Below are 22,399 nucleotides of genomic sequence, written 5' to 3' on the forward strand. Positions count from 1 at the left end.
CCCCGTGCGGGCCCAGTGCCGGCTCTTCACAGGCAGGCCGCGTGCGCTATCAGGGGGCATGTCCGTGCTCGACCCAATCCCTCGGCCCATCGATACGCTGCCCGGATGTGGGCGCGGCGACGCGGTGGCTTTGATCGACCGCGCGGGCAAGCTCGATTTCGACGGGCTGGAGCGGCTGACCGGCGAAGTGGCGGCATGGCTGGCGGCGCAAGGCTATGCGCCGGGCGCGAGGGTCGCGAGCTGGTTGCCCAAGACGCGGCTGGCGTGCGTGTTGCCGCTGGCGGCACCGCGGGCTGGGTTGGTGCATGTCCCGATCAACCCGATGCTCAAGCGCGCGCAGGTCGGTCATATCCTGGCCGACAGCGGTGCGTCTGCGCTGCTGACGCAGGCGGGCAGGCTTGAGACGCTGGAAAAGGGCGATATTCCAGATGGCTGCGTGAGCTTTCTGGAAGCGGATGTAAGTGCGGGTGATGCGCTGCCGCCGTCGTCCGGCGATCCCGATACGCTCGCCGCGATCCTCTATACGTCCGGATCGACCGGGCGTCCCAAGGGCGTGATGCTCAGCCACGCCAATCTGTGGCTCGGCGCGATCAGCGTGGCGCACTATCTCGCGCTGACGCCCGACGACCGCGTGCTCGGCGTGTTGCCGCTCAGTTTCGATTATGGCCAGAACCAGCTCTTCTCGACCTGGGCGGCGGGCGCGAGTTATGCGCCGCTCGACTATCTGACGGCGCGCGATGTCGTGAAGGCGGTCGAGCGCGTCGGCGCGACGACGCTGGCGGGGGTGCCGCCGTTATGGGTCCAGCTGCTCGAGAGCGAATGGCCGGATGCCGTGGCAAGCCGTTTGAAACGACTCACCAATTCGGGCGGGGCGTTGACCGCGCCACTCATTGCCGGGTTGCGGACGCGTTTCCCGCAGGCGGATCTGTACCCGATGTACGGGCTCACCGAGGCGTTCCGCTCGACCTATCTCGCGCCGGAACTGGTCGCCGCGCATCCCGATTCGATCGGCCGCGCGATTCCCTTTGCCGAGGTGATGGTGGTCCGCCCCGATGGGACGCAGGCCGGGGCGGACGATTCGGGTGAGCTCGTCCATGCCGGGCCGCTGGTGGCGCAGGGCTATTGGCGCGATGCCGAGCGGACCGCGCAGCGCTTCCGCCTCGCGCCGGCCTGGTCGGTATCGGGCGGGATGGCGGTGTGGTCAGGCGATACCGTGGTGATGGACGGTGACGGGCTGCTCCGCTTCGTCGGGCGCGACGACGAGATGATCAAGAGCGCGGGCAACCGCATCAGCCCGACCGAAATCGAGGAGGCGGTGGTGGCCGGCGGCGAGACCGTCGAGGCGGTCGCGCTTGGCGTGCACGATCCGCGGCTTGGCCAGGCGATCGTCGTGGTGGCGCGCGGTGATGGCACGCGCGAGGCCGAGCTGCGGGCGCGCTTGCGGCGCGATCTGCCGAGCTTTCAGCAGCCGCTGCGCTACGAATGGCGGACGGAACTACCACGCAACGCCAATGGCAAGCTCGACCGGGCAGCGATCAAAGCGGATCTGACGTCATGAAACCGATGGGAACGATCCCTGCCGACTTTGCCGGGACTCCTTTGACCATAGCCGGGCGCAGCGCCGCGGATTGGGTCGCGACGGCGGGCGATACGCCGCTGTTCGTCTACGACATGGCGGCGGTCGAAGCGCGGATCGCGCGATTCCGCGCGGCCTTTGCCGGGATCGACCTGCACTATGCGATCAAGGCCAATCCGTTCGCGCCGTTGCTCGCGGCGATGGCGCCGCTGGTCGATGGCTTCGACATCGCCTCGGGCGGCGAACTGGCGATGGCGCTTGCGGCGGATAAACCGGCGCGCACGATCAGCTTCGCTGGCCCTGGCAAGCGCGACGACGAGCTCGCCGCGGCGATCGAGGCGGGCGTCACGATCAACCTCGAATCGGCGGGCGAGGCGACGCGCGCGCTCGGCATCGGCGATCGGCTCGGCGTCACGCCGCGGCTGGCGATTCGCGTCAATCCCGAGATCGAGTTGCGCGGATCGGGGATGCGGATGGGCGGCCGCGCCTCGCCGTTCGGGATCGACGCGGATCGTGCGGCGACAGTCGCGCGGGATGTGATCGCGGCCGGCGCGGACTGGCGCGGGCTGCACATCTTCGCAGGATCGCAGGCGCTCGACGCCAGGGCGATCATCGAGACGCAGGCGGCGACGATGGCGCTGGCCGGGCGACTCGCCGAGGAGATCGGCGTCATGCCGCCCTTGGTCAATCTCGGCGGCGGATTCGGGATCCCGTATTTTCCGGGCGAGGTTCCGCTCGACATCGCCGTGATCGGCGAGGCGCTTTCGGAAACGCGCGCCAATCGAAGCGCCGCCTTGCGCGACACGCGCTTCGCGATCGAGCTCGGGCGCTGGCTGGTCGGCGAGGCGGGCGTCTATCTCACCCGCGTCGTCGACCGAAAGGAGAGCCGTGGCGAGACTTTCCTCGTCGTCGATGGCGGGCTGCATCACCAGCTCGCGGCGACCGGCAATCTCGGAACCGTGGTCAAGCGCAACTATCCCGTCAGCGTCGCCACCGCCGCCGCGGAGGCGCCGACCGAGACCCTCAGCGTCGTGGGGCCGCTGTGCACCCCGCTCGATCGCCTCGCCGACCGCGTCACACTGCCGGTCGCGCAAGTTGGTGATCTGGTTGCGGTTTTCATGGCCGGCGCCTACGGGGTGAGCGCGAGCCCGACGGCGTTTCTTGGGCATCCTATGCCGCTGGAAATCCTCGCACGGCATTCCTAACGGTATATTCACCCCTTCCGCATCATAGCAGTGGAATAGCCGTAGCTTGCTCGCCGGGGTCAGACGTGACGCGGGTCGGCAACACGAAGCGGCGGGAGGTATGCATGCAGCGTTTTTCTAAGTCAGTTCGCGGGCTCTTGAGCGTCGGTACGAGTGCGCTCGCGCTCGCCGGCTGCACGACCGCGAGCCGTCCGGAACTGCCGCAGGCCGCTTTCGTCGCCGGGCAGGAACAGCCGGGCGAGGAATATATCATCGGCCCGCTCGACCAGCTCAACATCTTCGTGTGGCGCAACCCCGAGCTCTCGTCGAAGGTGCAGGTCCGCCCCGACGGCCGGATCACCACACCGCTGATCAGCGACATGCCCGCGGTCGGCAAGACGCCGCGGATGCTCGCCGACGACATGAAGATCGCGCTCGGCGAATATATCAAGGACCCGATCGTCTCGGTCATCGTCGAGAATTTCAGCGGAACCTTCAGCCAGCAGATCCGCATCGTCGGGGCGACGGCGAAGCCCGCCTCGATCCCGTACCGCGCCAATATGACGCTGCTCGACGCGATGATTTCGGTCGGGGGCCTCAGCCAATATGCCGCGGGCAACCGCGCCAAGCTCGTCCGCTACAATCGCGAGACCGGCAAGCAGGTCGAATACAATCTGAAGCTGTCGCGCCTGCTCAAGGATGGCGACAGCCGCGCGAACGTCCGGCTCGAACCCGGCGACGTGATCATCATCCCCGAGAGCATGTTCTAGGGGCCGTGGGGAGATGAGTGGTTTCCTAACCGAAGTGCAGATCATCCTGCACACCATGTGGATGCGGCGCTGGATCGCGCTCGGCGTCGCCTGGGGTGTCGCGGTGCTCGGCTGGGCGGTCGTCGCGCAACTGCACAACAGCTACGAATCGCGTGCGCGCGTGTTCGTCCAGCTCAACACGATCCTGCCGAGCGCGGTGGGGATCACCGCCGCCGACCAGCAGAAGGACGTCGATACGATCCGCCAGACGCTGACCTCGGCGGTCAACCTCGAAAAGGTCGTGCGTGGCACCGATCTCGCCAACACTGTGAAGACCGATCGCGACGTCGCCGATCGTGTCAGCACGCTGTCCAAGGCGATCAAGATCACCGCGCAGCAGGACAATCTGTTCGAGATCGTCGCGAGCGCATCGAGCCCCAAGGTCGCCGCGCAGATCGTCCAGAAGCTGATCGACCTGTTCGTCGAGCAGAATCTGTCGGGTGACCGCGACGAGACCAATTCGAGCCTCAAATTCCTCGATGCGCAGCTCGATCAGCGCCAGAAGCAGCTCGCCGATGCCGACGCCAAGCGCGCCGATTTCCAGAACCGCTATCTCGGCAGCCTGCCGGGGTCGGGTTCGTTGACCGACCGGATGGGCGCGGCGCGTTCGGCGATGGCGCAGGTCGACAGCGATCTTGCGGCGGCGCAATCGGCGCTGTCCGTCGTCAACGGCCAGATGGCGGGCACCCCGGCCAACATCCCTGGCATGGCGGGCAGTGCGGCAAGCGCCGGTCCCGCACGCGCACGGCTCAATGCGATCCAGGGCCAACTCGCCGATGCGCGCGCGCGCGGCTATACCGAGAACCACCCCGACGTAGTCGCGCTCCGCAGCCAGCTGGCTTCGGCACAGGCGGCGGCGCGGAGCGAACCGATGGTCGGCGGCGGTGGCGCCGCGGCGGCGTCGAACCCGGCCTATGTCGGGCTGCGCTCGATCCAGGCCGACAAGCAGGCGCAGGTCGCAGCGCTGAGCGCCCGCAAGGCGCAGCTGCAGCACGATCTCGATGCGATCAACGGCAAGCTTGCCGGCGACCCGGCGGTCGCCGCGCAGCAGTCGCAGATCGACAACGATTATCAGGTGATGAAGGACGGCTACGCCAAGCTGCTCGCCGATCGCGAGGCGATCAAGCTGCGCGGCCAGGCACAGAGCCAGACCGATTCGATCAAGTTCAGCGTCATCGATCCGCCGACCGCGCCGCGCGTCCCCGCATCGCCGAACCGGCCGCTGCTGCTGACCGGCGTGCTGATCGTCGCGCTGGGGGCGGGCGTGGCGGTCGCGTTCGGGCTGGCGCAGTTCAAGACGACCTTTGCGACCGCGGGTCGGCTCGAAAAGGCGACCGGGCTGCCGGTGCTGGGTTCGATCGGCGCGATCGTGACCAAGGCGGAGATTGCGCACCGGCGGCGGATGCTGGCCTATTTCGCCGGCGGGACAGGCGCGCTCGGCGCCGCTTATGTCGGGTTGCTCGGGGTCGAGATGCTTCAGCGGGGATTGGCGGCATGAGCGATCCGACACCGCGCAAGCGTCCTTCGCTGCTCGAACAGGCGGCGAGCCGCTACGATTTCAACGACCGCATCCGTCCGCTCGACGACGTGCCGGAAGAGGCAACGGCGGAGGCGCCAACCGCCGCGCCGGTGGCCTCGCCCAAGCCTGAGGCGCGACCGGTCGCCAAGCCGCGAACGGTTCCGCGGCCGGGCAGCGAGGTCAAGATCGATCGCGCCTTGCTCGCCGAGCGCGGGATGCTCGTGCCCGGCGCGCCGATCGGTGCGCTGGTCGAGGAATTCCGGCTGGTGAAGCGCCAGTTGCTGACGACCGCGCGCGGCGTGCGCGTCCGCGCGGGCGATCTGTCGCGGACGATCCTCGTCACCTCGGCGCAGCCCGATGACGGCAAGACCTATTGCGCGCTCAACCTCGCCATTTCGATGGCGGCCGAGCGTGACCTCGAGATCCTGCTGATCGACGCCGATTTCGCCAAGCCCGACGTGATGGCGCGGCTCGGGCTCAGCGAGGGGCGGGGGCTGCTCGATGCGCTCGCCGATCCGCAGGTCGAGCTCGAGAGCTGCATCGTGCGCACCGATATTCAGCATCTCAGCCTGTTGCCGTGCGGCACCAAGTCGAACGCCGATACCGAGCTCGTCGCGAGCGCGCGTACCGGCGAGCTGATCGCCGAACTGCTCGCCGCCGATCCGCGGCGCGTGCTGATCTTCGATTCGCCGCCGGTGCTCGCCGCATCGCCCGCCGCCGCGCTCGCGCATCATGCCGGGCAGGTGATGCTCGTCGTGCGCGCCGATCGCACCGGCGACGGCGAGCTGCGCGAAGCCGTCGATCTGCTCGACGGCTGCGAAGACATCCAACTTCTCCTCAACGCCGTATCGTTCGCTCCGGGGGGGCGACGGTTCGGCAGCTATTATGGACAACAGGAAGACGCGTCATGATGTGCCGCATCCGCTCCACCGCCTTATTGCTCGGGACCGCGCTGACCGCGTTGATCGCAGCCGCGCCCGCGCAGGCGCAGGACGAGCAACGCCGAACACGGATCTCGCCCTATATCGAGATCGGCCAGATCGTCACGGCGGACCTCACGAACGACGACGTCCTGACCTATACGACGGTCGCGGGCGGGGTCGAGGCGTCGGTCCAGACGCCGCGCACGCAGCTGCAGGTCAGCTATCGCTATGAGCGGCATTTCTCCTACGCCAAGCGCGTCGGCGACGATGATCTGCACAACGGCCTCGCGCGCGGCAGCATAAGCGTCGCGCCCAATCTCAGCGTCGAGGCGGGCCTGCTCGCGACGCAGACGCGCACCGACATCCGCGGTGCCGCGCCGATCGCGCAGGTCGGGCGGCGCGACAATATCAGCCAGGTGTTCTCGGGCTATGTCGGGCCGAGCTATGCCGCGCATGTCGGTCCGGTCGGCGTCGCGGCGAGCTATCGCTACGGCTATACCAAGGCGGGGTCACCGGGGAATACCGGGGTCGCCACGGGGAGCCCGCGGCTCGATGTGTTCGACAGTTCGCAAAGCCATACCGTCAACGTCAGCGCGGGCGTGAAGCCGGGCACGGTGCTGCCCGTCGGCGTCAACGTCTCGGCGGCGTATGACCGCGAGACCGCGAACCAGCTCGACCAGAAGTTCGAGGACAAGATCGTCCGCGCCGATTTCGTCGCGCCGGTCGCGCCGACGGTCGCGCTCACTGCGGGCGTGGGCTATGAGAATTTGCAGGTGAAGCAGCGCGACGCCCTGCTCGACGCCAATGGCGTGCCGGTGCTCGACAATAACGGGCGGTTCAAGACCGACCCCGCCTCGCCGCAGCGCATCGCGTATGAAACCGACGGCCTGATCTATGACGCAGGCGTGATCTGGCGTCCGTCGTCGCGCACGACGGTCCAGGGGCATGTCGGGCGGCGCTATGGCGGAATGACCTATTACGGCACGCTCAGCTACGCGGCGACACGCTCGATCTCGGTCAATGCCGATGTCTATGACGCGGTCGAGACCTTTGGCGGGCAGCTGCGCAACAGCCTGGCCGGATTGCCGACGTCGTTCCTGCAACAGCGCACCGCGTTCACCCAGCAATATGGCGGCTGCACCTTCGGCGCGGCAGGCGCAGGAGCGGGCGGGTGCCTCAACGGCGCGTTCCAGTCGATCTCGACCTCGGCGTACCGGGCACGCGGCATCGACGCAGTGATCTCGGCGACGCGCGGCAAGCTCAATCTCGGCGTGGGCGCGGGCTATTCGAACCGCCGCTTCCTCGCGCCCGACCAGACCAATGCGGCCTTCTCGATCAATGGCGTCAGCGACCAGAGCTATTATGCGCAGGCCTTCGCCAACGTGCCGCTGACGCGCGACTCGGGGATCAACGGCACGCTGATCTACAATTATTACGACAGCGGGATCCCCGACGCGTCGGGCGTAACCAGCGCCGCCGCGACCGCGCTCTATTACCACAATTTCGGACGGATCGGCACCAGCGCGTCGGCGGGCCTCTATTCGTTCAGCCAGAGCGGGCTTGCCGACCAGGTTTCGGCGACGGGGCAAGTGGGTGTACGGTATCAATTCTAAAACGCACGGGCGGACGACTGTCATTGCGGGGATAGCAGCATGTACGAAGACTATTACGGATTGCGCGGTCGCCCGTTCCAGCTGACGCCCGACCCACGCTTCTGGTTCGAGACCGCGACGCATCGCAAGGCGATGGCGTATCTCGGCTATGGCCTCGCGCAGGGCGAGGGCTTCATCGTCATCACCGGCGATGTCGGCGCGGGCAAGACGACGCTCGTCGGCCATCTGATGGACACGGTCGATGCGACGCGTCTCCACGTCATCAAGATCGTTTCGACGCAGATCGAGGCCGAGGATCTGCTGCGGATCGTCGCGGTCGGGCTCGAGATCGAGAGCGACGGGCTGACCAAGGCGCAATTGCTCGTCGCGATCGAGCGCGGGCTGCGCGCGACCGCGCGCGCCGGGCGACGCACGCTGCTGATCGTCGATGAGGCGCAGGCGCTGCCCGTGTCGAGCCTCGAAGAGCTGCGCATGCTCTCGAACTTCCAGACCGGCAGCCATGCGCTGCTGCAGATCTTCCTGCTTGGCCAGCCCGAGTTCCGCGAGCGGTTGCACGGGTCCGACCGGCTCGAACAGCTGCGCCAGCGCGTCATTGCGGTCCATCACCTAGACCCGATGGAGCGCGACGAGGTCGAGCCCTATATGCGCCATCGCCTCGGCGTTGCGGGGTGGGACGGGCGACCGGGCTTCACCGACGATGCCTATGAAGCGTTTTACGAGGGCACCGATGGCGTACCGCGCCGGCTCAACCAATTGGCCGGGCGGGTCCTGCTGTATGCCGCGATCGAGCAGCTCGAGACGATCGACGCGCATGCGGTGGCGACTGTGCTCGCCGATATCGCGGGCGACATGCCCGGCGTGAAGCCGATCGCGATCCCCGAGCGCGCGGCGCTGGTCGCCGAACCGGTGCCGAGCCTGGTGCCCGAACCCGACGCGCCGGCCGTGCCGCACTCGGATCCGGTTGCGCCGCCCGAGCCGGAAACAGAACTAGAGCCCGAGCCCGATCTGGAATCGGAGCCCGAGCCCGAGCCCGAGCCCGAGCCCGAGCCCGAGCCCGAGCTAGAGTCCGAGCCAGAACCAGCACCAGAACCAGAACCAGAACCAGAACCAGCACCAGAACCAGAACTAGAACCAGAGCCAGAGCTCGAAAAGCTGCACGCGCCCGATCCGGTCGTGCTTGCGGTCAGCGAGCCTGTTGCGGAGCCGGCCGAGGAAACGCCTGCGCCGCACGTCGCGGAGATCGAGGAAGCCGACTGGGCGCCCGCCGCTCACGACGTGCCAGCCCCCGCGACCGACCACGCTCCCGACTCGGCGCTCGCCGAGCAGATCGCCGATTTGACCGCGCGTGTCGACGAGCAGGATCTCGCCCTGCGGCGCGTGCTCAAGCTGCTCGTCGATTGGGCGGAATCGGGCCAGGCACCGGGCCTAGCCATGCCGCATGACGAGGACTGAGCCGATGCGCCACGCGCTGACGGTCGATATCGAGGACTGGTTCCAGGTCGGTGCGTTCGAGACGGTGATCGACAAGCGCGACTGGGATTCGCTGACGCCGCGCGTCGAGCGCAATACCGATGCGGTGCTAGCCCTGTTCGGCGAGACCGGCGTCAAGGCGACGTTCTTCACGCTCGGCTGGGTGGCTGAGCGCTATCCCGCCTTGATCCGCCGGATCGTCGAGCAGGGGCATGAAATCGCGAGCCACGGCTGGGACCATGACCGTGTCTTCACGCTCGACGCCGCGCGCTTCCGCGCCGACATCGGCCGCGCGCGCGCCGCGCTCGAGGATGCCGCCGGGGTCGCGGTGACCGGCTATCGCGCGCCGAGCTTCTCGATCGATGCGCGCACGCCCTGGGCCTACGACGTGCTGGCAGAAGAGGGCTATGCCTATTCGTCGAGCGTCGCGCCGCTTCGCCACGATCATTACGGCTGGCCCGAAGCCTCGCGCTACGCCTTCCGCCCGCTCGCCGATGCGCCGCTGATCGAAGTGCCGGTGACGGTCGCCGAATTCGGCCAGCGCCGGATGGCGACGGGCGGCGGCTTCTTCCGGCTTTTCCCGGCAGCGCTCACCGATCATGCGGTGCGCCAGGTCAGCCGTGCGGCGCAGCCGGCGGTCTTTTATTTCCATCCGTGGGAGATCGATCCCGGCCAGCCGCGCGTCGCCAATGCGCCCGCGAAATCGAAGCTGCGGCATTACAGCCGGCTCGGCGCGATGGCGGGCAAGCTGCGCGGGCTGATCGGCCGGCATGACTGGGGCCGGATGGACGCCGTCGTCGCAGCGCTCGACCTGCCGGTACGGGCGCGCGAGCCCGTCGCATGACGGTGCCGTTGCTCGCGATGCCGGTCGGCGTCGGGGCGATCGACCTCCGGGCTGGCGACGAGCGCGCGCGGCTCGATGCCTTCGTGCGGGCGCATGAGCAGGCGACGCCGTTCCATCTGCCGGCGTGGAGCCTCGGCGTCGCGCAAGGCTGTGGGCAGACCAGCCACACGCTCGTCGCCGAGCATGCCGATGGGGCGATCGTCGGCGTGCTGCCGTTGACCGAAGTGCGCTCGCCTTTGTTCGGCAAGGCGTTGGTGTCGAACGGTTTCGCGGTCGGCGGGGGTATCCTCGCGGCCGACGCGGCGGCGATCCCGGCGCTTGCCGACGCCGCCTGGGCGCTGGCCGAGCGGCTCGGCTGCCCGACGCTCGAGCTGCGCGGCGGGCCGATCCCGGCGGAGGGCTGGCAGACCGATACGACCACCTATCTCGGCTTCGCGCGCGACCTTGCGGCGAGCGATGCCGACGAGCTGCTCGCGATCCCGCGCAAGCAGCGCGCCGAGGTGCGCAAGGCGCTCGACGGCGATCTTGAGGTGTCGGTCGGCCGCGCGCCTGCCGACCGCGCGGCGCATTACGCGGTCTATGCCGAATCGGTGCGCAACCTCGGCACGCCGGTATTCCCGAAGCGACTGTTCCGCGCGGTGCTCGACAAATTCGGCGACGATGCCGACATCCTCACCGTCCGAGCGAACGGCCAGCCCGTCGCGGCGGTGCTCAGCCTGTATTTCAACGGCACCGTCTATCCCTATTGGGGTGGCGGCACGCACGCCGCGCGCGGGCTTCGCGCCAACGACCGGATGTATTTCGCGCTGATGGCACACGCCCGGTCGCGTGGCTGCACGCGCTTCGATTTCGGGCGCTCGAAGGCCGGGACTGGGCCTGCCGCGTTCAAGAAGAATTGGGGCTTCGAGGGAGTCCCGCTGCCCTATGGCAAGCGGGCCGCGGTCGGCACGGAGGCGCGCGAGATCAACCCGCTCGATCCGCGCTATTCGCGCAAGGTCGAGCTGTGGAAGAAGCTGCCGCTGTGGGTCGCGAACCAGCTTGGCCCGCACATTTCGCGCGGCCTTGGCTGATGGGGGATATCCTCTTTCTCGGACACCGCGTGCCGTACCCGCCCGATCGCGGCGACAAGATCCGCGGGTTCCACATCCTCAAATACCTGTCGGCGCGCAAACGCGTGCATCTGATCGCCTTTGCCGACGATCCGCGCGACCTCGCCGGCAAGGCGCCGACGGAGATGACGGGCCACGCCTCGGTCATCTGGCGCGCCAAGTCGCGGCTGCGCGCCTCGATCGAGGCACTGCTGACGCGCAAGCCGATCTCGCTCACCGCGTTCGACAGTAGTGCGGTGCGCGGCGCGGTCGCGGCGTTGCTCGCACGCGAGGCGATCGACACGATCTACGTCTTTTCGAGCCAGATGGCGCAATATCTGCCAGCGCGCCCGCGGCAGCAGGTCATCATGGATTTCGTCGACATGGATTCGGCCAAGTTCGCCGCCTATGCGAGCGAAGGCCGTGGCCCTATGGCCTGGGTCATGCGTCGCGAGGCCAACCTGCTGTTCCAGTATGAACGCGCGATCGCCGGGCGCGCGGACGCCAGCCTGTTCGTCAGCGAAGCCGAGGCCGAGCTGTTCCGGGAGCGTAGCGGGGCGGAGCGCGTGCAGGTCGTCGAAAACGGCATCGATACCGAGATGTTCGCGCCCGACGCCCCGTTCGAGCAGATCGACGCGATCGATGCGCTGATCGTCTTCACCGGCCAGATGGATTATCGCCCCAATATCGAAGCGGTGAGCTGGTTCGCCGAGACGATCTTCCCGCAGATCCGCGTTCGCTTTCCGCAGGCGCAGTTCGCGATCGTCGGGCGCGCGCCGAGCGAGGCGGTCAAGGCGCTCGCCCGGCAGCCCGGCGTGATCGTCACCGGTGAGGTCACCGATGTGCGCGGCTGGCTCGCCGCCGCCGCGGTGGTGGTCGCGCCGCTCAAGCTTGCGCGCGGGATCCAGAACAAGGTGCTCGAAGCGATGGCGATGGCGCGGCCGGTGGTCGCGTCGCGCGCCGCGGCCGAGGGGATCGATCATGCCGATACGCTGCGGGTGGGCGAGACGGCGGGCGAAATCACCGATGCGGTGATCGCCTTGCTCGACGATCCCGCAGCGGCGGCACACCTGGGCCGTGCCGGGCGCGCGCGGGTCCAGGCGCGATACAGCTGGAACGCGCGGCTCGCGCCACTCGATGCGATCCTCGGGATCGGCGTCGAGGCGCCGCCGCACCGCACCGCGGCCTGACGCGGTGACGCTCGCGATGCCCACGCCGGCGTCCGCTTCCTCGCGGGTGCCATTCGCCATGCTCTGGCGGCGGCAGACGGCGATCCTGGCGGTCGTCGCGGTCGTGTTGCTCGCCCTGTTCCGCAGCGATGTCGCCGCGCTGACGACGATCTGGTGGACGAGCACGACCTTCGGGCATTGCCTGTTCATCACCCCGGTGCTCGCCTGGCTGGTCTGGCAGCGGCGCGTCGAGCTCGCGCAGATCGCGCCGGTCGCCTGGGCGCCGGGGCTGGCGATCGTCGCGCTCGGCGGGTTCGGCTGGCTGCTCGGCGATGCCGGCGGCGTCGCGCTCGCGCGGCATCTCGGGATCGTCATGATGCTGCAGGGGGCGGTGGTGACGCTGCTCGGCCCCAATGTCGGGCGCGCATTGCTCTTTCCGCTGGCCTACGCCGTCTTCCTCGTGCCGTTCGGCGAGGGGCTCGAGGAGCCGCTGCAGCGCCTCACCGTTGGCATGACGATGCCGCTGCTCCACCTGTTCGGCGTTCCCGCGCAGGTCGATGGCGTGCTGATCACGATCCCCAACGGCTATTTCGAAGTGGCGGAGGCGTGTTCGGGGGCTAAGTTCGTGATCGCGATGATCGCGTACGGCACGCTCGTCGCCAATGTCTGCTTCGTGTCGTGGGGAAGGCGGGCGCTGTTTATGCTGGTGTCGATCGTCGTGCCGGTGCTCGCCAACGGCGTGCGCGCGTTCGCGACGATCTTTGCGGCCTATCATAGCTCGGTCGAGCAGGCGACGGGGTTCGATCATATCGTTTATGGCTGGGTGTTCTTCGGGCTGGTGATGGCGGCGACGCTGGCGATCGGCTGGCGCTGGTTCGATCGCGCGCCTGATGCGCCGGTGTTCGATCCGGCAAAGCTGCAAAGCGTTCCGCGGTTGCGGCTCGATGCCTTGGTCGCCGGAGTGCTGGTGTTGGCGATGGCGGCGGTGTTTCCGGCTTGGTCGAGCGTGATCGCCGGGCGGGCGCAGACCTTGCCGGCGGAAATCGCGCTTCCCGAGGTTGCCGGCTGGCACCGCATCCCGACGAGCACGCGCGCGGTCTGGTCGCCGCATTATCCGGGCGCGGACCATTTCCTGTTCGGGCGCTATGCCGACGCTGCGGGCGATGCGGTCGATCTCGCGATCGCGGTCTATGGCAGCCAGCAGGAGGGCAAGGAGCTCGTCGCGTTCGGGGTCGGGCCGATCCGGGAGGACGATGTCTGGCTGCGGGTCGAGGATCTGCCCGATCTTGCAGGCGGCTCGGTGGTTCGCGTCAGCGCCCCTGGCCCGGTCGAGCGGCAGATCGTAACGTGGTACCGTGTCGGCGATGCGCTGACGACCAAGGGACCGATCGTGAAACTGGAAACGGTGAAAGCCAAGCTGCTCGGTGGGCCGCAGCGTGCGGTGGCGGTGCACGTCTCGGCCGAGGTCGTGCCGGGGCATGATCCGCGCGCGGCGATGACGCGTTTCATCGCGGCGCTCGGCCCGATCGACCGCCTCGCCGATCGCGCTGCCGGGATGTCGCGCTGATGTGCGGCATCGCCGGTCTCTATTATCCCGCGACCCCCAAGCCGGTCGATCCCGCGCGGATCCAGGCGATGGCCGACGCGCAGGCGCATCGCGGGCCCGATGGTTCGGGCGTGTGGACCGCGCCGGGTGTGGGGCTCGGGCATCGGCGGCTGTCGATCATCGACGTCGCGGGCTCGCCGCAGCCGATGGCGAGCCAGGACGGCGCGCTGACCGTCACCTACAATGGCGAGATCTACAATTTCGCCGAACTGCGCGCCGAGTTGCAGGCGATGGGTGCGGTGTTCGTCACCGCGGGCGATACCGAAGTGCTGCTCCATGGCTGGGCGGCGTGGGGACCGGCGATGCTCGACCGGCTCAACGGTATGTTCGCTTTCGCGCTCCACGATGCGCGGCGGCAGAGCCTGTTTCTTGCGCGCGATCGCTTGGGGGTGAAGCCGCTCCATTATGTCGAGCTGGCCGATGGCGCGGTGGCGTTCGCGTCGGAGTTGAAGGGGCTACTCGCGCATCCGCTGGTGCGCCGCGTGCCCGACATTCGCGCGGTCGAGGATTATCTGGCGTTCGGCTATGTGCCTGATGATGCCTGTCTGGTCTCCGGGGTCCGTAAGCTGCCCGCCGGCCACTCGCTGCTGATCGAGCGCGGCAAGCCGGTGCCTGCGCCGTCGCGTTGGTGGGACGTCGATTTCTCGCGGCGCGCGACCGGGTCGGTCAAGGCGCTCGAGGAGGAACTGACCGCGTTGCTGCGCGAGGCGGTGACTTCGCGGATGGTGTCGGACGTGCCGCTCGGCGCGTTCCTGTCGGGCGGGGTCGACAGCTCGGCGGTGGTCGCGCTGATGGCTGAAGCCTCGCGCGGCGCGGTCAGGACGTGCACGATCGGCTTCGACGAAAGCAGCCTCGACGAGCGCAAATATGCCAACGAGATCGCGCAGCGTTTCGCCACGCAGCATCGCGAGCGGGTAGTGGCGGCGGACGATTTCTCGCTGATCGACACGTTGGTCCATGCTTTCGACGAGCCGTTCGCCGATGCCTCGGCGCTCGCCACGTATCGGGTGTGCGAGCTGGCGCGCGAGGACGTGACGGTCGCGCTGTCGGGCGATGGCGCCGATGAGGCGTTTGCCGGCTACCGTCGGTACAAGTTCCAGGCGGCCGAGGAGCGCGTACGGGGGTTGGTGCCAGCGTCGGTCCGCAGCAACGTGTTCGGCACGCTCGGCCGCTGGTATCCCAAGGCCGACTGGGCGCCGCGACCGCTACGCGCCAAGACGACGCTGCTCGCGCTCGCCGAGGATGGCGCCGAGGGCTATGCCCGCTCGGTCGGGGTGACGACGCCGGCTTTGCGCGCGGCGCTGTTCACCGATGCTGCCAGGGCGGCGCTTGGCGGGCACCGCGCCGAGGATCGCTATGTCCGATCGATGCGCGATGCGCCGGCGCGCGACGCGCTCGATCGCGCGCAATATGCCGATTTCCAGCATTGGCTGCCCGGCGACATCCTGACCAAGGCCGACCGCACCAGCATGGCGGTGAGCCTCGAGGCACGTGAGCCGCTGCTCGATTATCGCCTGATCGAGTTTGCCGCCAAGCTGCCGGTGGGGATGCGGCTGCGCGGCGGGCAGGGGAAGTGGCTGCTCAAAAAGGCGATGGAGCGCTATCTGCCCAAGGACATCCTGTATCGCCCGAAGATGGGGTTCGTGACACCGATCAGCGCCTGGTTCCGCGGCCCCCTTGCGGACGAGGCCGCTCGGCTGGTGTCGTCGCGCGTGCTCGCAGGAACGGGCTGGTTCAACGCCGCGACGATCGCGCGGCTCGCCGAAGATCATCGCAGCGGCCGCGCCGATCATGGGCGCACGCTGTGGCAGTTGGTGATGCTCGAGCGCTCGATGGCGCGGCTGTTCGGCTGATCTAGCGGAACACCGCGATCGCCGCGTGGAGCGTCAGCGCGACCAGCGCCAGCGAGGATCCGAGGAACAACGCAAAGCGCACCGACACCTTGTTGACCGTCGCCTGCCAGATGCTGTGCGCGACGCGGAAGCCGACATAGGCCCAGGCGATCCACGCGTTGAAACCGTCGCCGGTGCCGGTCAGCGCGATCACCCCGCACACCGCATAGAACAGCGTCGGCTGTTCGGTCAGATGGTTGTGATTGTGCGCGATCCATTGGATCTTGGGCGGCAGGCCGCGATCGGCATCGGCGGCCTTGGTGCCGACCAGCGTTGCCATATCGATCCCGGATGCCTTCATCGCTGGCAGGCGGGTGGCGAGCATCCACAGCAGCATCACCAGCGACCAGGCGATCAACGCCACGACCGGTTTCAGAATCTCGCTGTGCATGAAAAAGCCTCCCCCAATTGCTCGGGGGAGGCTGCCTCACTTCATTGCTGTATGCAACGCGATCAGTCGAAGCTGGCACCCCAGCGACGCTTGACGCGGTCCTTCCACAGGCCGCGGTGATAGGCGTCCGATGCCAGCAGCGGCATCACCGAACCGGCTTCGGCGAAGACCATCTGCTCGATGCCGGTGTTGACCTTGCCCCAGCTCGCCGCTTCCTGCAGCGTCGAGGACGAGCAGGCGCCGTCGCGGACGTCGGCGACGGTGATCTGCACCGCGTACTTGTGAACCTGGACGTCGTCATGACCGAGGATCTCGGCGCAGACGACGGTGTCCTGGATGAAGTTCTTCGGCACGCCGCCGCCGATCATCAGCAGACCGGTGGTGCCCGCCTTGATCTTGATGTCGGTCAGCTCGCGGAAGTCGGCGATCGCGTCGAGCACCATGTACGGCTTGCCCTCCTTGGCGCGGTCGACCTGATGCTTGACCAGACCGAAGCCCGCCGACGAATCGACGAACGCCGGGCAGAAGATCGGCACGTCATGCTCGTAGGCGAGCTTGACGAGGCTGTTCTCCTTCTTGCCGCTCTCGACGAGATACTTGCCCATCTCGCGGATGAACTCGCGGCTCGAATAGGGCCGCGGCTCGAGCGAGTTGGCGATCTCGAGGATCGTGTGGTCGCAATCCTGGAGCTGCTCTTCGTCGATATAGGTGTCGTAGATCCGGTCGATCAGCAGCGAGCGCAGCGTGTCGTCGTCGGGCACTTCGAGCGCCTGGTAATGCTTGTGGCCGAGGCCCTCGAAGAAATCCATGTCGACGATCGACGCGCCGGTCGCGACGACACCGTCGATCATGTTGTTGCGCAGCAGCTCGGCATAGAGGTCCATGCAGCCGCCAGCCGAGGTCGAACCTGCGATGACGAGGAAGATCGAGCAATCCTTGTCGGCGAGCATCTGGTTGTAGATGTCGGTCGCGCGGCCGAGGTCGCGGCTGGTGAAGCTCATCTTCTTCATCGCGTCGACGATCGGACGCGCGTCGAACTTGGTGATGTCGATATGCTCGACGGTGGTCGAGAGGAGCTCGGCCTTGCGGTTGGTCATGTCGTTCATAGTGCTTCCTTATTCCCCTCCCGCTTGCGGGAGGGGTTAGGGGAGGGGCGTGAGGCCGCGTCCCCGGTTCGTACAGGCCCTCCACCGACCCCTCCCGCAAGCGGGAGGGGAGGAGGTCCCGCAATACTCAACCGATGTTACAGCGTGACGACGTTCGAAGCGACCTCTGGCTGCTCTTCGCCATAAACCTCTTCGCCGTACAGCGACACCATCGGCTCGTCGCCGACGATCACCGTCTCGTCCGAACCGAAGCCGTTGAACGCGGTGCGCATCGCCGAACCATAGGCACCGAGCATCCCGATCTCGAGATAGTCGCCGGCCTTCACATCGGCGGGGAGGTAGAACGGCCCCACCATATGGTCCATGTCGTCGCAGGTCGGGCCGTAGAAGCTGAACGGCATGTCCTTCGAGCGGCTCTCGGGCTCGCGCAGCAACTCCACCGGGAAACGCCAGCCGATATGCGCTGCATCGAACAAAGCGCCATAGGCGCCGTCGTTGATGTAGAGCTCGTCGCCACGGCGCTTTTCGACGCGCACCACGATCGAGCTGTACTCGGCGCACAGCGCACGGCCGGGCTCGCACCACAGCTCGGACGAATAGCTGACCGGCAGGGACTCGAACACGCGGTGGATCGTCTCGAAATAGCGCTCGAGCGGAGGCGGCTCCATCCCCGGATAGGAGGAGGGGAACCCACCGCCGACATCGATCACGTCGACCGTCACCGCTGCGTCGACGATCGCCGCGCGGACACGCTCGAGCGCGTTCGAATAGGCTTCGGGCGTCATTGCCTGCGAACCGACATGGAAGCAGATGCCAAGCGCATCCGCCGCCTGGCGAGCGCGGAACAGCAGTTCCTTGGTCTCGCCCGGTGCTGCGCCGAACTTCGAGGCGAGGCTCAGCTTGCTATGCTCCGACGAGACGCGAAGGCGGACGCACAGCGTCAGGTCCTCGGCGCCATCGGTCGCGTCGACGATCTTCTCCAGCTCTTCCACGCTGTCGAGCGAGAACGTCTTCACGCCATAGTCGAAATAGGCCGCACGGATCGCCTCGGGTGCCTTGACCGGGTGCATGAAGCACAGGGTCGCGTCCGGCAGCGTGGACGCCACCAGCCGCACTTCGGCAATCGAGGCCACGTCGTAATGCGTGATTCCGCTGTCCCACAGGATCTTCAACAGATCCGGCGAGGGGTTCGCCTTGACCGCATACATCGAGCGACCCGGGAACTTCTCCGCGAAGAACCGGGCCGCACGCGCAGCAGCGTGCGGACGAACGAGCGTAACCGGCTGAACCGGCTTCTGCTTAGCGATGTCGATGCCGGTGACGGCAGTCGAAGGGGTGGTCGCTAACCCCAGCGCGCGATGTAGGTTGTGCAATTCAAGGGACCTCCAATGTCCGCAGACAAGTTCACGAAAACACTGCCTTGCGGTTGGAAGTCCCATGGGGCAGCGGATGGGCGAAATAGGGTCGTGCTTTTTCAATGTAAAGCGGTTTTGGACCCCCGGAGGTGACACGTGACGATTTTAAGACAGCCGACGCGCGCAGGGGTGCGCGATGCCGCCGCCAAGGTCGCTTTGATCCTTCCCCCAAGTCCACTGTTCGTCGTGGAAATTCAGGGCGTTAAGGTCGCTTTCAAGGCGGAGTGTCTGCAGCCGGTCGGCGCGTTCAAAATCCGCGGCGCATGGCACCGTTTGACAGCGCTCGACGAGGCGAATCGGGCGAGGGGCGTGGTCGCCTTCTCCTCGGGCAATCATGCGCAGGGCGTCGCCTGGGCGGCCAAGCGGCTGGGCATCGCCGCGACGATCGTGATGCCCGCCGATGCGCCCGAGGTGAAGCGCCGCAATACGCTGTCGCTGGGGGCGGAAGTCGTCAGCTACGACCGCGCGACCGAGCGGCGCGAAGTGATCGCCGCCGCGCTCGCCGAATCGCGCGGGGCGACGCTGGTGCCGAGCTTCGACGATGCCTGGGTGATCGAAGGGCAGGGCAGCGCCGGGATCGAGGCCGAGGCGCAGATGGTGGCGCTCGGCCTGCCGCGCCCGGCGCGTATCGTGGTGCCGTGCAGCGGGGGCGGGCTCGCCGCGGGACTCGCGTTGTCGCTGCCCGAGGCGGAGGTGACGATCGTGGAGCCCGAGGGGTGGGACGATATGACGCTCAGTCTCGCGGCGGGGTGGATCGAGCCGGTCGGCGCCAACCCGCCGGCGACGACGTGCGATTCGTTGATGACGCGCGAGGTGTCGCCGTTGACCTTCGACGTGCTCTCGCGGCGTGGCGCGACCGGGGTGGCGGTGAGCGAGCGTGAGGTGCGCGTCGCGCAGCGCTGGGCGGCGGAGAAATTGCGGCTGGTGGTTGAGCCGGGCGGGGCGGTCGCGCTGGCGGCCTTGCTGGCGGGCAAGGTGCCGGTCGAGCCGGGGTTGCTCGTCCTGCTGTCGGGGGGGAATGTCGATATGGTGGCGTATGGCGCGGTGCTGGCGGGGGCGGACTAGCCCGATCGGTTCGCCCAGAGCTTTGCTAAGGGGCCTAGCCACGATCGCCGCGCTCGTGGAGAGGGACCTGTCGACAGGTTCCGCACGAACGGGAAGAAGAGTGCGCCATGAATAACCTCGAAGGCCTAGCGCCCGCTATCGCGATGCTCGCCGCGTTCGCCTGCCTGATCGGCGGCGGCGTGTTGATCGCCAAGCGCCAGAACGTCCGCAAGGGCGTGCTGATGCTGGTGATGGCGGCGGTGCTGGTCGGCAACGTCGTCATCTGGACGCTGTAGACCCCAGTCGCTTCGCGCGGGCGTCCGGGACGGGAGCGATGCGCGCGGCGCGCGCCGTGGATCGGGTGCTTGGTTCGCCGTTCCTCGATGAGGCGGATCGCGCGGCCGCCGTTGGACGCCAGGCGATGTCGGGAAGGTCGTTCACCTCACACGGCCGAGACCCGAATACAGGACATTTTTCGACAAAGAGCGAGCATGGCGGGCCTGTGTCTGCGGCCAGCGGAGGTCCTTGCTGAGGAACCATCGCGGTCGCCAAGCAGCCGAATCGTAATTTTACGTAGTATGCTCTCAGCGAAGTCTTGAGTCTTTATTGGCCATTGGTTGTCGTTCGCCCAGTGACCCCTCCCTTTGCCAAAGTTGTATACTGATGCTGCGCACGGTCGGACTTCTGTTCAAGCTCGACACACCCGACCATGAAATCGCGCGCGCGCAGTTCCGCTCCCTCGCCAAGCAGGTTCCGCTGCTGTATCTCATTTTGATCTGCAATACCGCGGCGATAACGTCGGAGTTCTTTCGCGCGGAAATGCCTTTTCGCACCTTGGTAATACCGACAATCCTCTGCGTTATCGCGTCGGTGCGGGCGATCTGGTGGCTGCGGCAGAACGCAGAAAGGGCTATTTCGGACGAGGATCTCGTGCGTCTGATCAGACGAACCTGCAACCTGGCCTTCATACTGACGATGGCGTTCGAGATCTGGAGCGCGTCGATTTATGGCCTTGGCAGATCGAAGTCGCGTGGACAGCTGATCTTCTTTCTATCGTTGACCGAGGTCAGTACGATTTTCTGCCTGATGAGCATTCGCGCGGCTGCCATGAGGGTGGCCGCCGTCTCTATGGCCTGGTCGATCGGATACTTCGCCTGGATCGGCGCTGGGCAGAACATGGTCGAATCGATCGTCATGTTCTTCGTCAGCGGCGGGCTGATGGTCATCGCCTTTCGGTACAATTCCGAGTTCACCCAGATGATCCACTCGCGACGCGATCTGCGGCTTCGCCAGATCGAATCGGAAACGCTTAGCCGGGAGAATGCGCGCATTGCCGTGACGGACGCGCTTAGCGGACTTCCGAACCGCCGGCATCTGCTCGCGCGCCTCGATACCCTCGAAAGCGAGCTCGACCGGCCGCTCGACAGCGTGGCTATCGTGTTCGTCGATCTCGACGGATTCAAGGAGATCAACGATGCGCACGGGCATCATGCCGGGGATCTGCTGATCGGCAGCCTGAGCGAGCGGCTGCGCGAAACCTGTCCGCCATATGCGACCCTTGCCCGAATAGGGGGCGATGAGTTCGCCGTTCTGGTCGAGACGCATGGAGCAACCGCGAAGGCGGTCGCCATCGCGAAGCGCTACCGCGCGGAGATCAATCTCCCGGTGCTCGTCGATCAGCACGTCCTGCAAGTCGGTTCCAGCATCGGGATCGCCGGCAATACGTCTGCCCCGCTGAAGGCGAGCGAGCTGCTGCGCCGCGCCGATACCGCGATGTATCATGTCAAGACGCACGCCAAGGGCGAGATCGCGGTTTATCAGGAGACGTTCGACGAAGGTCGGCTCCACCGCATCGCCGTACAGGCCCAGATCGGCGCGGGCCTCGCAAGGAATGAGTTCGATGTCGTCTATCAACCGATCGTAAACGCCAAAAGCGGTGCGATCGTAGCGGCGGAGGCGCTGATCCGGTGGCCAGGCCGGTCCGAAGGGCCGCTCAGTCCCGATCACTTCATCGGGATCGCCGAGGCGACAGGACAGATCCTCTCGATCGGCCTGTTCGTGCTGGAACGCGCGTGCCGCGATTTCCAGCGGCTCACCTCGATCAAGCTCAGCGTGAACGTGTCGCCGGCGCAGTTCCGCGATCCGACCTTCCATCGGCAGGTCGCGCATATCCTCGAGCAGACCCGTTTCCCGGCGCGGCGGCTCCAGTTCGAGATCACCGAGGGTTATCTGCTCGCCGACGCCTACCGCGCGATTGACGGGGTCAGGGCGTTCAGAGCGATGGGAATATCCGTCGCGCTCGATGATTTCGGGACCGGGTTCACCAGCATCCACTATCTGCAATCCTATGGCTTCAGCCACATCAAGATCGACAAGTCCCTGCTCGAGGATTTGCACCGGGAGAGCAAAGCCTCGATGCTGATCGAGGCGGCGGTGCTGCTGGCGAAAGGGCTCGACATGCGAGTCGTCGCAGAAGGCGTCGAGACCTAGGAGCAGGCGGAACTGCTGCGCGCCGCGGGCTGCCATGAGCTCCAGGGGTATCTGTTCGGGAGACCGATGTCGCTGGATACCTTTCGGAAACTGCGCGGCGCTCAAATCGCAGGGGGCGGAAAGCCGGGGACGGCTGCGGCGCGGTTCGCTTTAGATGGTCAGTGCGCAAAGACGGGATAGCGCAGAGGGCGCGTGGACCCCACTGTCGGATGGGTCGTCGCTGCCGATCCCCCGGTGTTGCGGAAAGCGCGGCGTATCGC

The 22,399-nt window shown here is 67.0% G+C and carries 18 protein-coding genes; 15 read left to right on the forward strand and 3 right to left on the reverse strand.

The window, feature by feature from the left end; translation table 11 throughout:
* Positions 1-58 precede the first annotated feature (58 nt).
* The 12 genes from EAH76_RS19945 to EAH76_RS20000 all read left to right on the forward strand — a co-directional run bounded on the left by EAH76_RS19945 (position 59) and on the right by EAH76_RS20000 (position 15,654).
* Positions 59-1,558 (forward strand): AMP-binding protein, encoded by a 1,500-nt coding sequence (locus tag EAH76_RS19945; RefSeq protein WP_140852025.1) that lies wholly within the window; start codon positions 59-61, stop codon positions 1,556-1,558.
* Positions 1,555-2,781: a pyridoxal-dependent decarboxylase, exosortase A system-associated gene (locus EAH76_RS19950; protein ID WP_140852026.1), complete on the forward strand. Its 1,227-nt coding sequence runs from the start codon at positions 1,555-1,557 to the stop codon at positions 2,779-2,781. Before EAH76_RS19945 ends, EAH76_RS19950 begins: the two co-directional genes overlap by 4 nt.
* A gap of 104 nt (positions 2,782-2,885) precedes the next feature.
* Positions 2,886-3,530, forward strand: coding sequence for an XrtA/PEP-CTERM system exopolysaccharide export protein (locus tag EAH76_RS19955; protein WP_140852027.1), 645 nt, complete (start codon positions 2,886-2,888; stop codon positions 3,528-3,530).
* A gap of 13 nt (positions 3,531-3,543) precedes the next feature.
* A complete protein-coding gene (locus tag EAH76_RS19960; protein ID WP_140852028.1) occupies positions 3,544-5,067 on the forward strand; it encodes an XrtA system polysaccharide chain length determinant in 1,524 nt (507 codons plus the stop codon).
* Positions 5,064-5,999 carry an AAA family ATPase gene (locus EAH76_RS19965; RefSeq protein WP_140852029.1) on the forward strand — a complete coding sequence of 312 codons (936 nt, stop codon included), beginning with the start codon at positions 5,064-5,066 and terminating at the stop codon, positions 5,997-5,999. The genes EAH76_RS19960 and EAH76_RS19965 overlap by 4 nt, the downstream gene beginning before the upstream one ends.
* Complete coding sequence (locus tag EAH76_RS19970; protein WP_140852030.1) at positions 5,996-7,624, forward strand: hypothetical protein; 1,629 nt, start codon at positions 5,996-5,998, stop codon at positions 7,622-7,624. Before EAH76_RS19965 ends, EAH76_RS19970 begins: the two co-directional genes overlap by 4 nt.
* 39 nt (positions 7,625-7,663) lie before the next feature.
* Entirely contained in the window at positions 7,664-9,076 is a 1,413-nt protein-coding gene (locus tag EAH76_RS19975; RefSeq protein WP_140852031.1) for an XrtA/PEP-CTERM system-associated ATPase, read from the forward strand.
* 4 nt (positions 9,077-9,080) lie between these two features.
* Entirely contained in the window at positions 9,081-9,938 is an 858-nt protein-coding gene (locus EAH76_RS19980) for an XrtA system polysaccharide deacetylase (protein WP_140852124.1), read from the forward strand.
* On the forward strand, positions 9,935-11,008 hold the full coding sequence (locus EAH76_RS19985) for a FemAB family XrtA/PEP-CTERM system-associated protein (protein WP_140852032.1): 1,074 nt from the start codon (positions 9,935-9,937) through the stop codon (positions 11,006-11,008). The genes EAH76_RS19980 and EAH76_RS19985 overlap by 4 nt, the downstream gene beginning before the upstream one ends.
* The gene (locus EAH76_RS19990) at positions 11,008-12,216 is read left to right on the forward strand and encodes a TIGR03087 family PEP-CTERM/XrtA system glycosyltransferase (protein WP_140852033.1); all 1,209 of its coding nucleotides are present in this window, start codon (positions 11,008-11,010) and stop codon (positions 12,214-12,216) included. The genes EAH76_RS19985 and EAH76_RS19990 overlap by 1 nt, the downstream gene beginning before the upstream one ends.
* A 58-nt stretch (positions 12,217-12,274) precedes the next feature.
* A complete protein-coding gene (gene xrtA, locus EAH76_RS19995) occupies positions 12,275-13,762 on the forward strand; it encodes an exosortase A (protein WP_241659809.1) in 1,488 nt (495 codons plus the stop codon).
* Positions 13,762-15,654 carry an XrtA/PEP-CTERM system amidotransferase gene (locus EAH76_RS20000; protein WP_140852035.1) on the forward strand — a complete coding sequence of 631 codons (1,893 nt, stop codon included), beginning with the start codon at positions 13,762-13,764 and terminating at the stop codon, positions 15,652-15,654. Before xrtA ends, EAH76_RS20000 begins: the two co-directional genes overlap by 1 nt.
* Before the next feature lies 1 nt (position 15,655).
* Here the strand turns inward: EAH76_RS20000 and EAH76_RS20005 are convergent, their stop codons facing one another.
* The 3 genes from EAH76_RS20005 to EAH76_RS20020 all read right to left on the reverse strand — a co-directional run bounded on the left by EAH76_RS20005 (position 15,656) and on the right by EAH76_RS20020 (position 18,563).
* Entirely contained in the window at positions 15,656-16,084 is a 429-nt protein-coding gene (locus EAH76_RS20005; RefSeq protein ID WP_140852036.1) for an MAPEG family protein, read from the reverse strand.
* A 62-nt stretch (positions 16,085-16,146) separates the two neighbouring features.
* On the reverse strand, positions 16,147-17,190 hold the full coding sequence (locus EAH76_RS20010; protein WP_140852037.1) for a 1,9-bis(guanidino)-5-aza-nonane synthase: 1,044 nt from the start codon (positions 17,188-17,190) through the stop codon (positions 16,147-16,149).
* Positions 17,191-17,327: 137 nt separating this feature from the next.
* Positions 17,328-18,563: a type III PLP-dependent enzyme gene (locus tag EAH76_RS20020; protein WP_140852039.1), complete on the reverse strand. Its 1,236-nt coding sequence runs from the start codon at positions 18,561-18,563 to the stop codon at positions 17,328-17,330.
* Positions 18,564-18,701: 138 nt separating this feature from the next.
* On the opposite strand from EAH76_RS20020, the gene EAH76_RS20025 reads away from it, so the two are divergent.
* The 3 genes from EAH76_RS20025 to EAH76_RS20030 all read left to right on the forward strand — a co-directional run bounded on the left by EAH76_RS20025 (position 18,702) and on the right by EAH76_RS20030 (position 22,139).
* Complete coding sequence (locus EAH76_RS20025; RefSeq protein ID WP_194151051.1) at positions 18,702-19,670, forward strand: threonine ammonia-lyase; 969 nt, start codon at positions 18,702-18,704, stop codon at positions 19,668-19,670.
* A gap of 107 nt (positions 19,671-19,777) precedes the next feature.
* On the forward strand, positions 19,778-19,945 hold the full coding sequence (locus EAH76_RS24195; RefSeq protein WP_170208052.1) for a hypothetical protein: 168 nt from the start codon (positions 19,778-19,780) through the stop codon (positions 19,943-19,945).
* A gap of 310 nt (positions 19,946-20,255) precedes the next feature.
* Positions 20,256-22,139: a putative bifunctional diguanylate cyclase/phosphodiesterase gene (locus tag EAH76_RS20030; RefSeq protein ID WP_241659810.1), complete on the forward strand. Its 1,884-nt coding sequence runs from the start codon at positions 20,256-20,258 to the stop codon at positions 22,137-22,139.
* Positions 22,140-22,399 lie beyond the last annotated feature (260 nt).

It is taken from the genome of Sphingomonas glacialis (genome assembly GCF_006439055.1).
GTDB lineage: Bacteria > Pseudomonadota > Alphaproteobacteria > Sphingomonadales > Sphingomonadaceae > Sphingomonas > Sphingomonas glacialis_A.

Bases quoted from the DNA above. Each gene is read 5' to 3' on its own strand.
- EAH76_RS24195 (WP_170208052.1), top strand. From the start codon at position 19,778: ATGAATAACCTCGAAGGCCTAGCGCCCGCTATCGCGATGCTCGCCGCG.
- EAH76_RS20005 (WP_140852036.1), bottom strand. From the start codon at position 16,084: ATGCACAGCGAGATTCTGAAACCGGTCGTGGCGTTGATCGCCTGGTCG.
- EAH76_RS19985 (WP_140852032.1), top strand. From the start codon at position 9,935: ATGACGGTGCCGTTGCTCGCGATGCCGGTCGGCGTCGGGGCGATCGAC.
- EAH76_RS19970 (WP_140852030.1), top strand. From the start codon at position 5,996: ATGATGTGCCGCATCCGCTCCACCGCCTTATTGCTCGGGACCGCGCTG.
- EAH76_RS19955 (WP_140852027.1), top strand. From the start codon at position 2,886: ATGCAGCGTTTTTCTAAGTCAGTTCGCGGGCTCTTGAGCGTCGGTACG.
- xrtA (WP_241659809.1), top strand. From the start codon at position 12,275: ATGCTCTGGCGGCGGCAGACGGCGATCCTGGCGGTCGTCGCGGTCGTG.
- EAH76_RS20000 (WP_140852035.1), top strand. From the start codon at position 13,762: ATGTGCGGCATCGCCGGTCTCTATTATCCCGCGACCCCCAAGCCGGTC.
- EAH76_RS19960 (WP_140852028.1), top strand. From the start codon at position 3,544: ATGAGTGGTTTCCTAACCGAAGTGCAGATCATCCTGCACACCATGTGG.
- EAH76_RS19975 (WP_140852031.1), top strand. From the start codon at position 7,664: ATGTACGAAGACTATTACGGATTGCGCGGTCGCCCGTTCCAGCTGACG.
- EAH76_RS19990 (WP_140852033.1), top strand. From the start codon at position 11,008: ATGGGGGATATCCTCTTTCTCGGACACCGCGTGCCGTACCCGCCCGAT.
- EAH76_RS19980 (WP_140852124.1), top strand. From the start codon at position 9,081: ATGCGCCACGCGCTGACGGTCGATATCGAGGACTGGTTCCAGGTCGGT.
- EAH76_RS20010 (WP_140852037.1), bottom strand. From the start codon at position 17,190: ATGAACGACATGACCAACCGCAAGGCCGAGCTCCTCTCGACCACCGTC.
- EAH76_RS19965 (WP_140852029.1), top strand. From the start codon at position 5,064: ATGAGCGATCCGACACCGCGCAAGCGTCCTTCGCTGCTCGAACAGGCG.
- EAH76_RS19950 (WP_140852026.1), top strand. From the start codon at position 1,555: ATGAAACCGATGGGAACGATCCCTGCCGACTTTGCCGGGACTCCTTTG.
- EAH76_RS19945 (WP_140852025.1), top strand. From the start codon at position 59: ATGTCCGTGCTCGACCCAATCCCTCGGCCCATCGATACGCTGCCCGGA.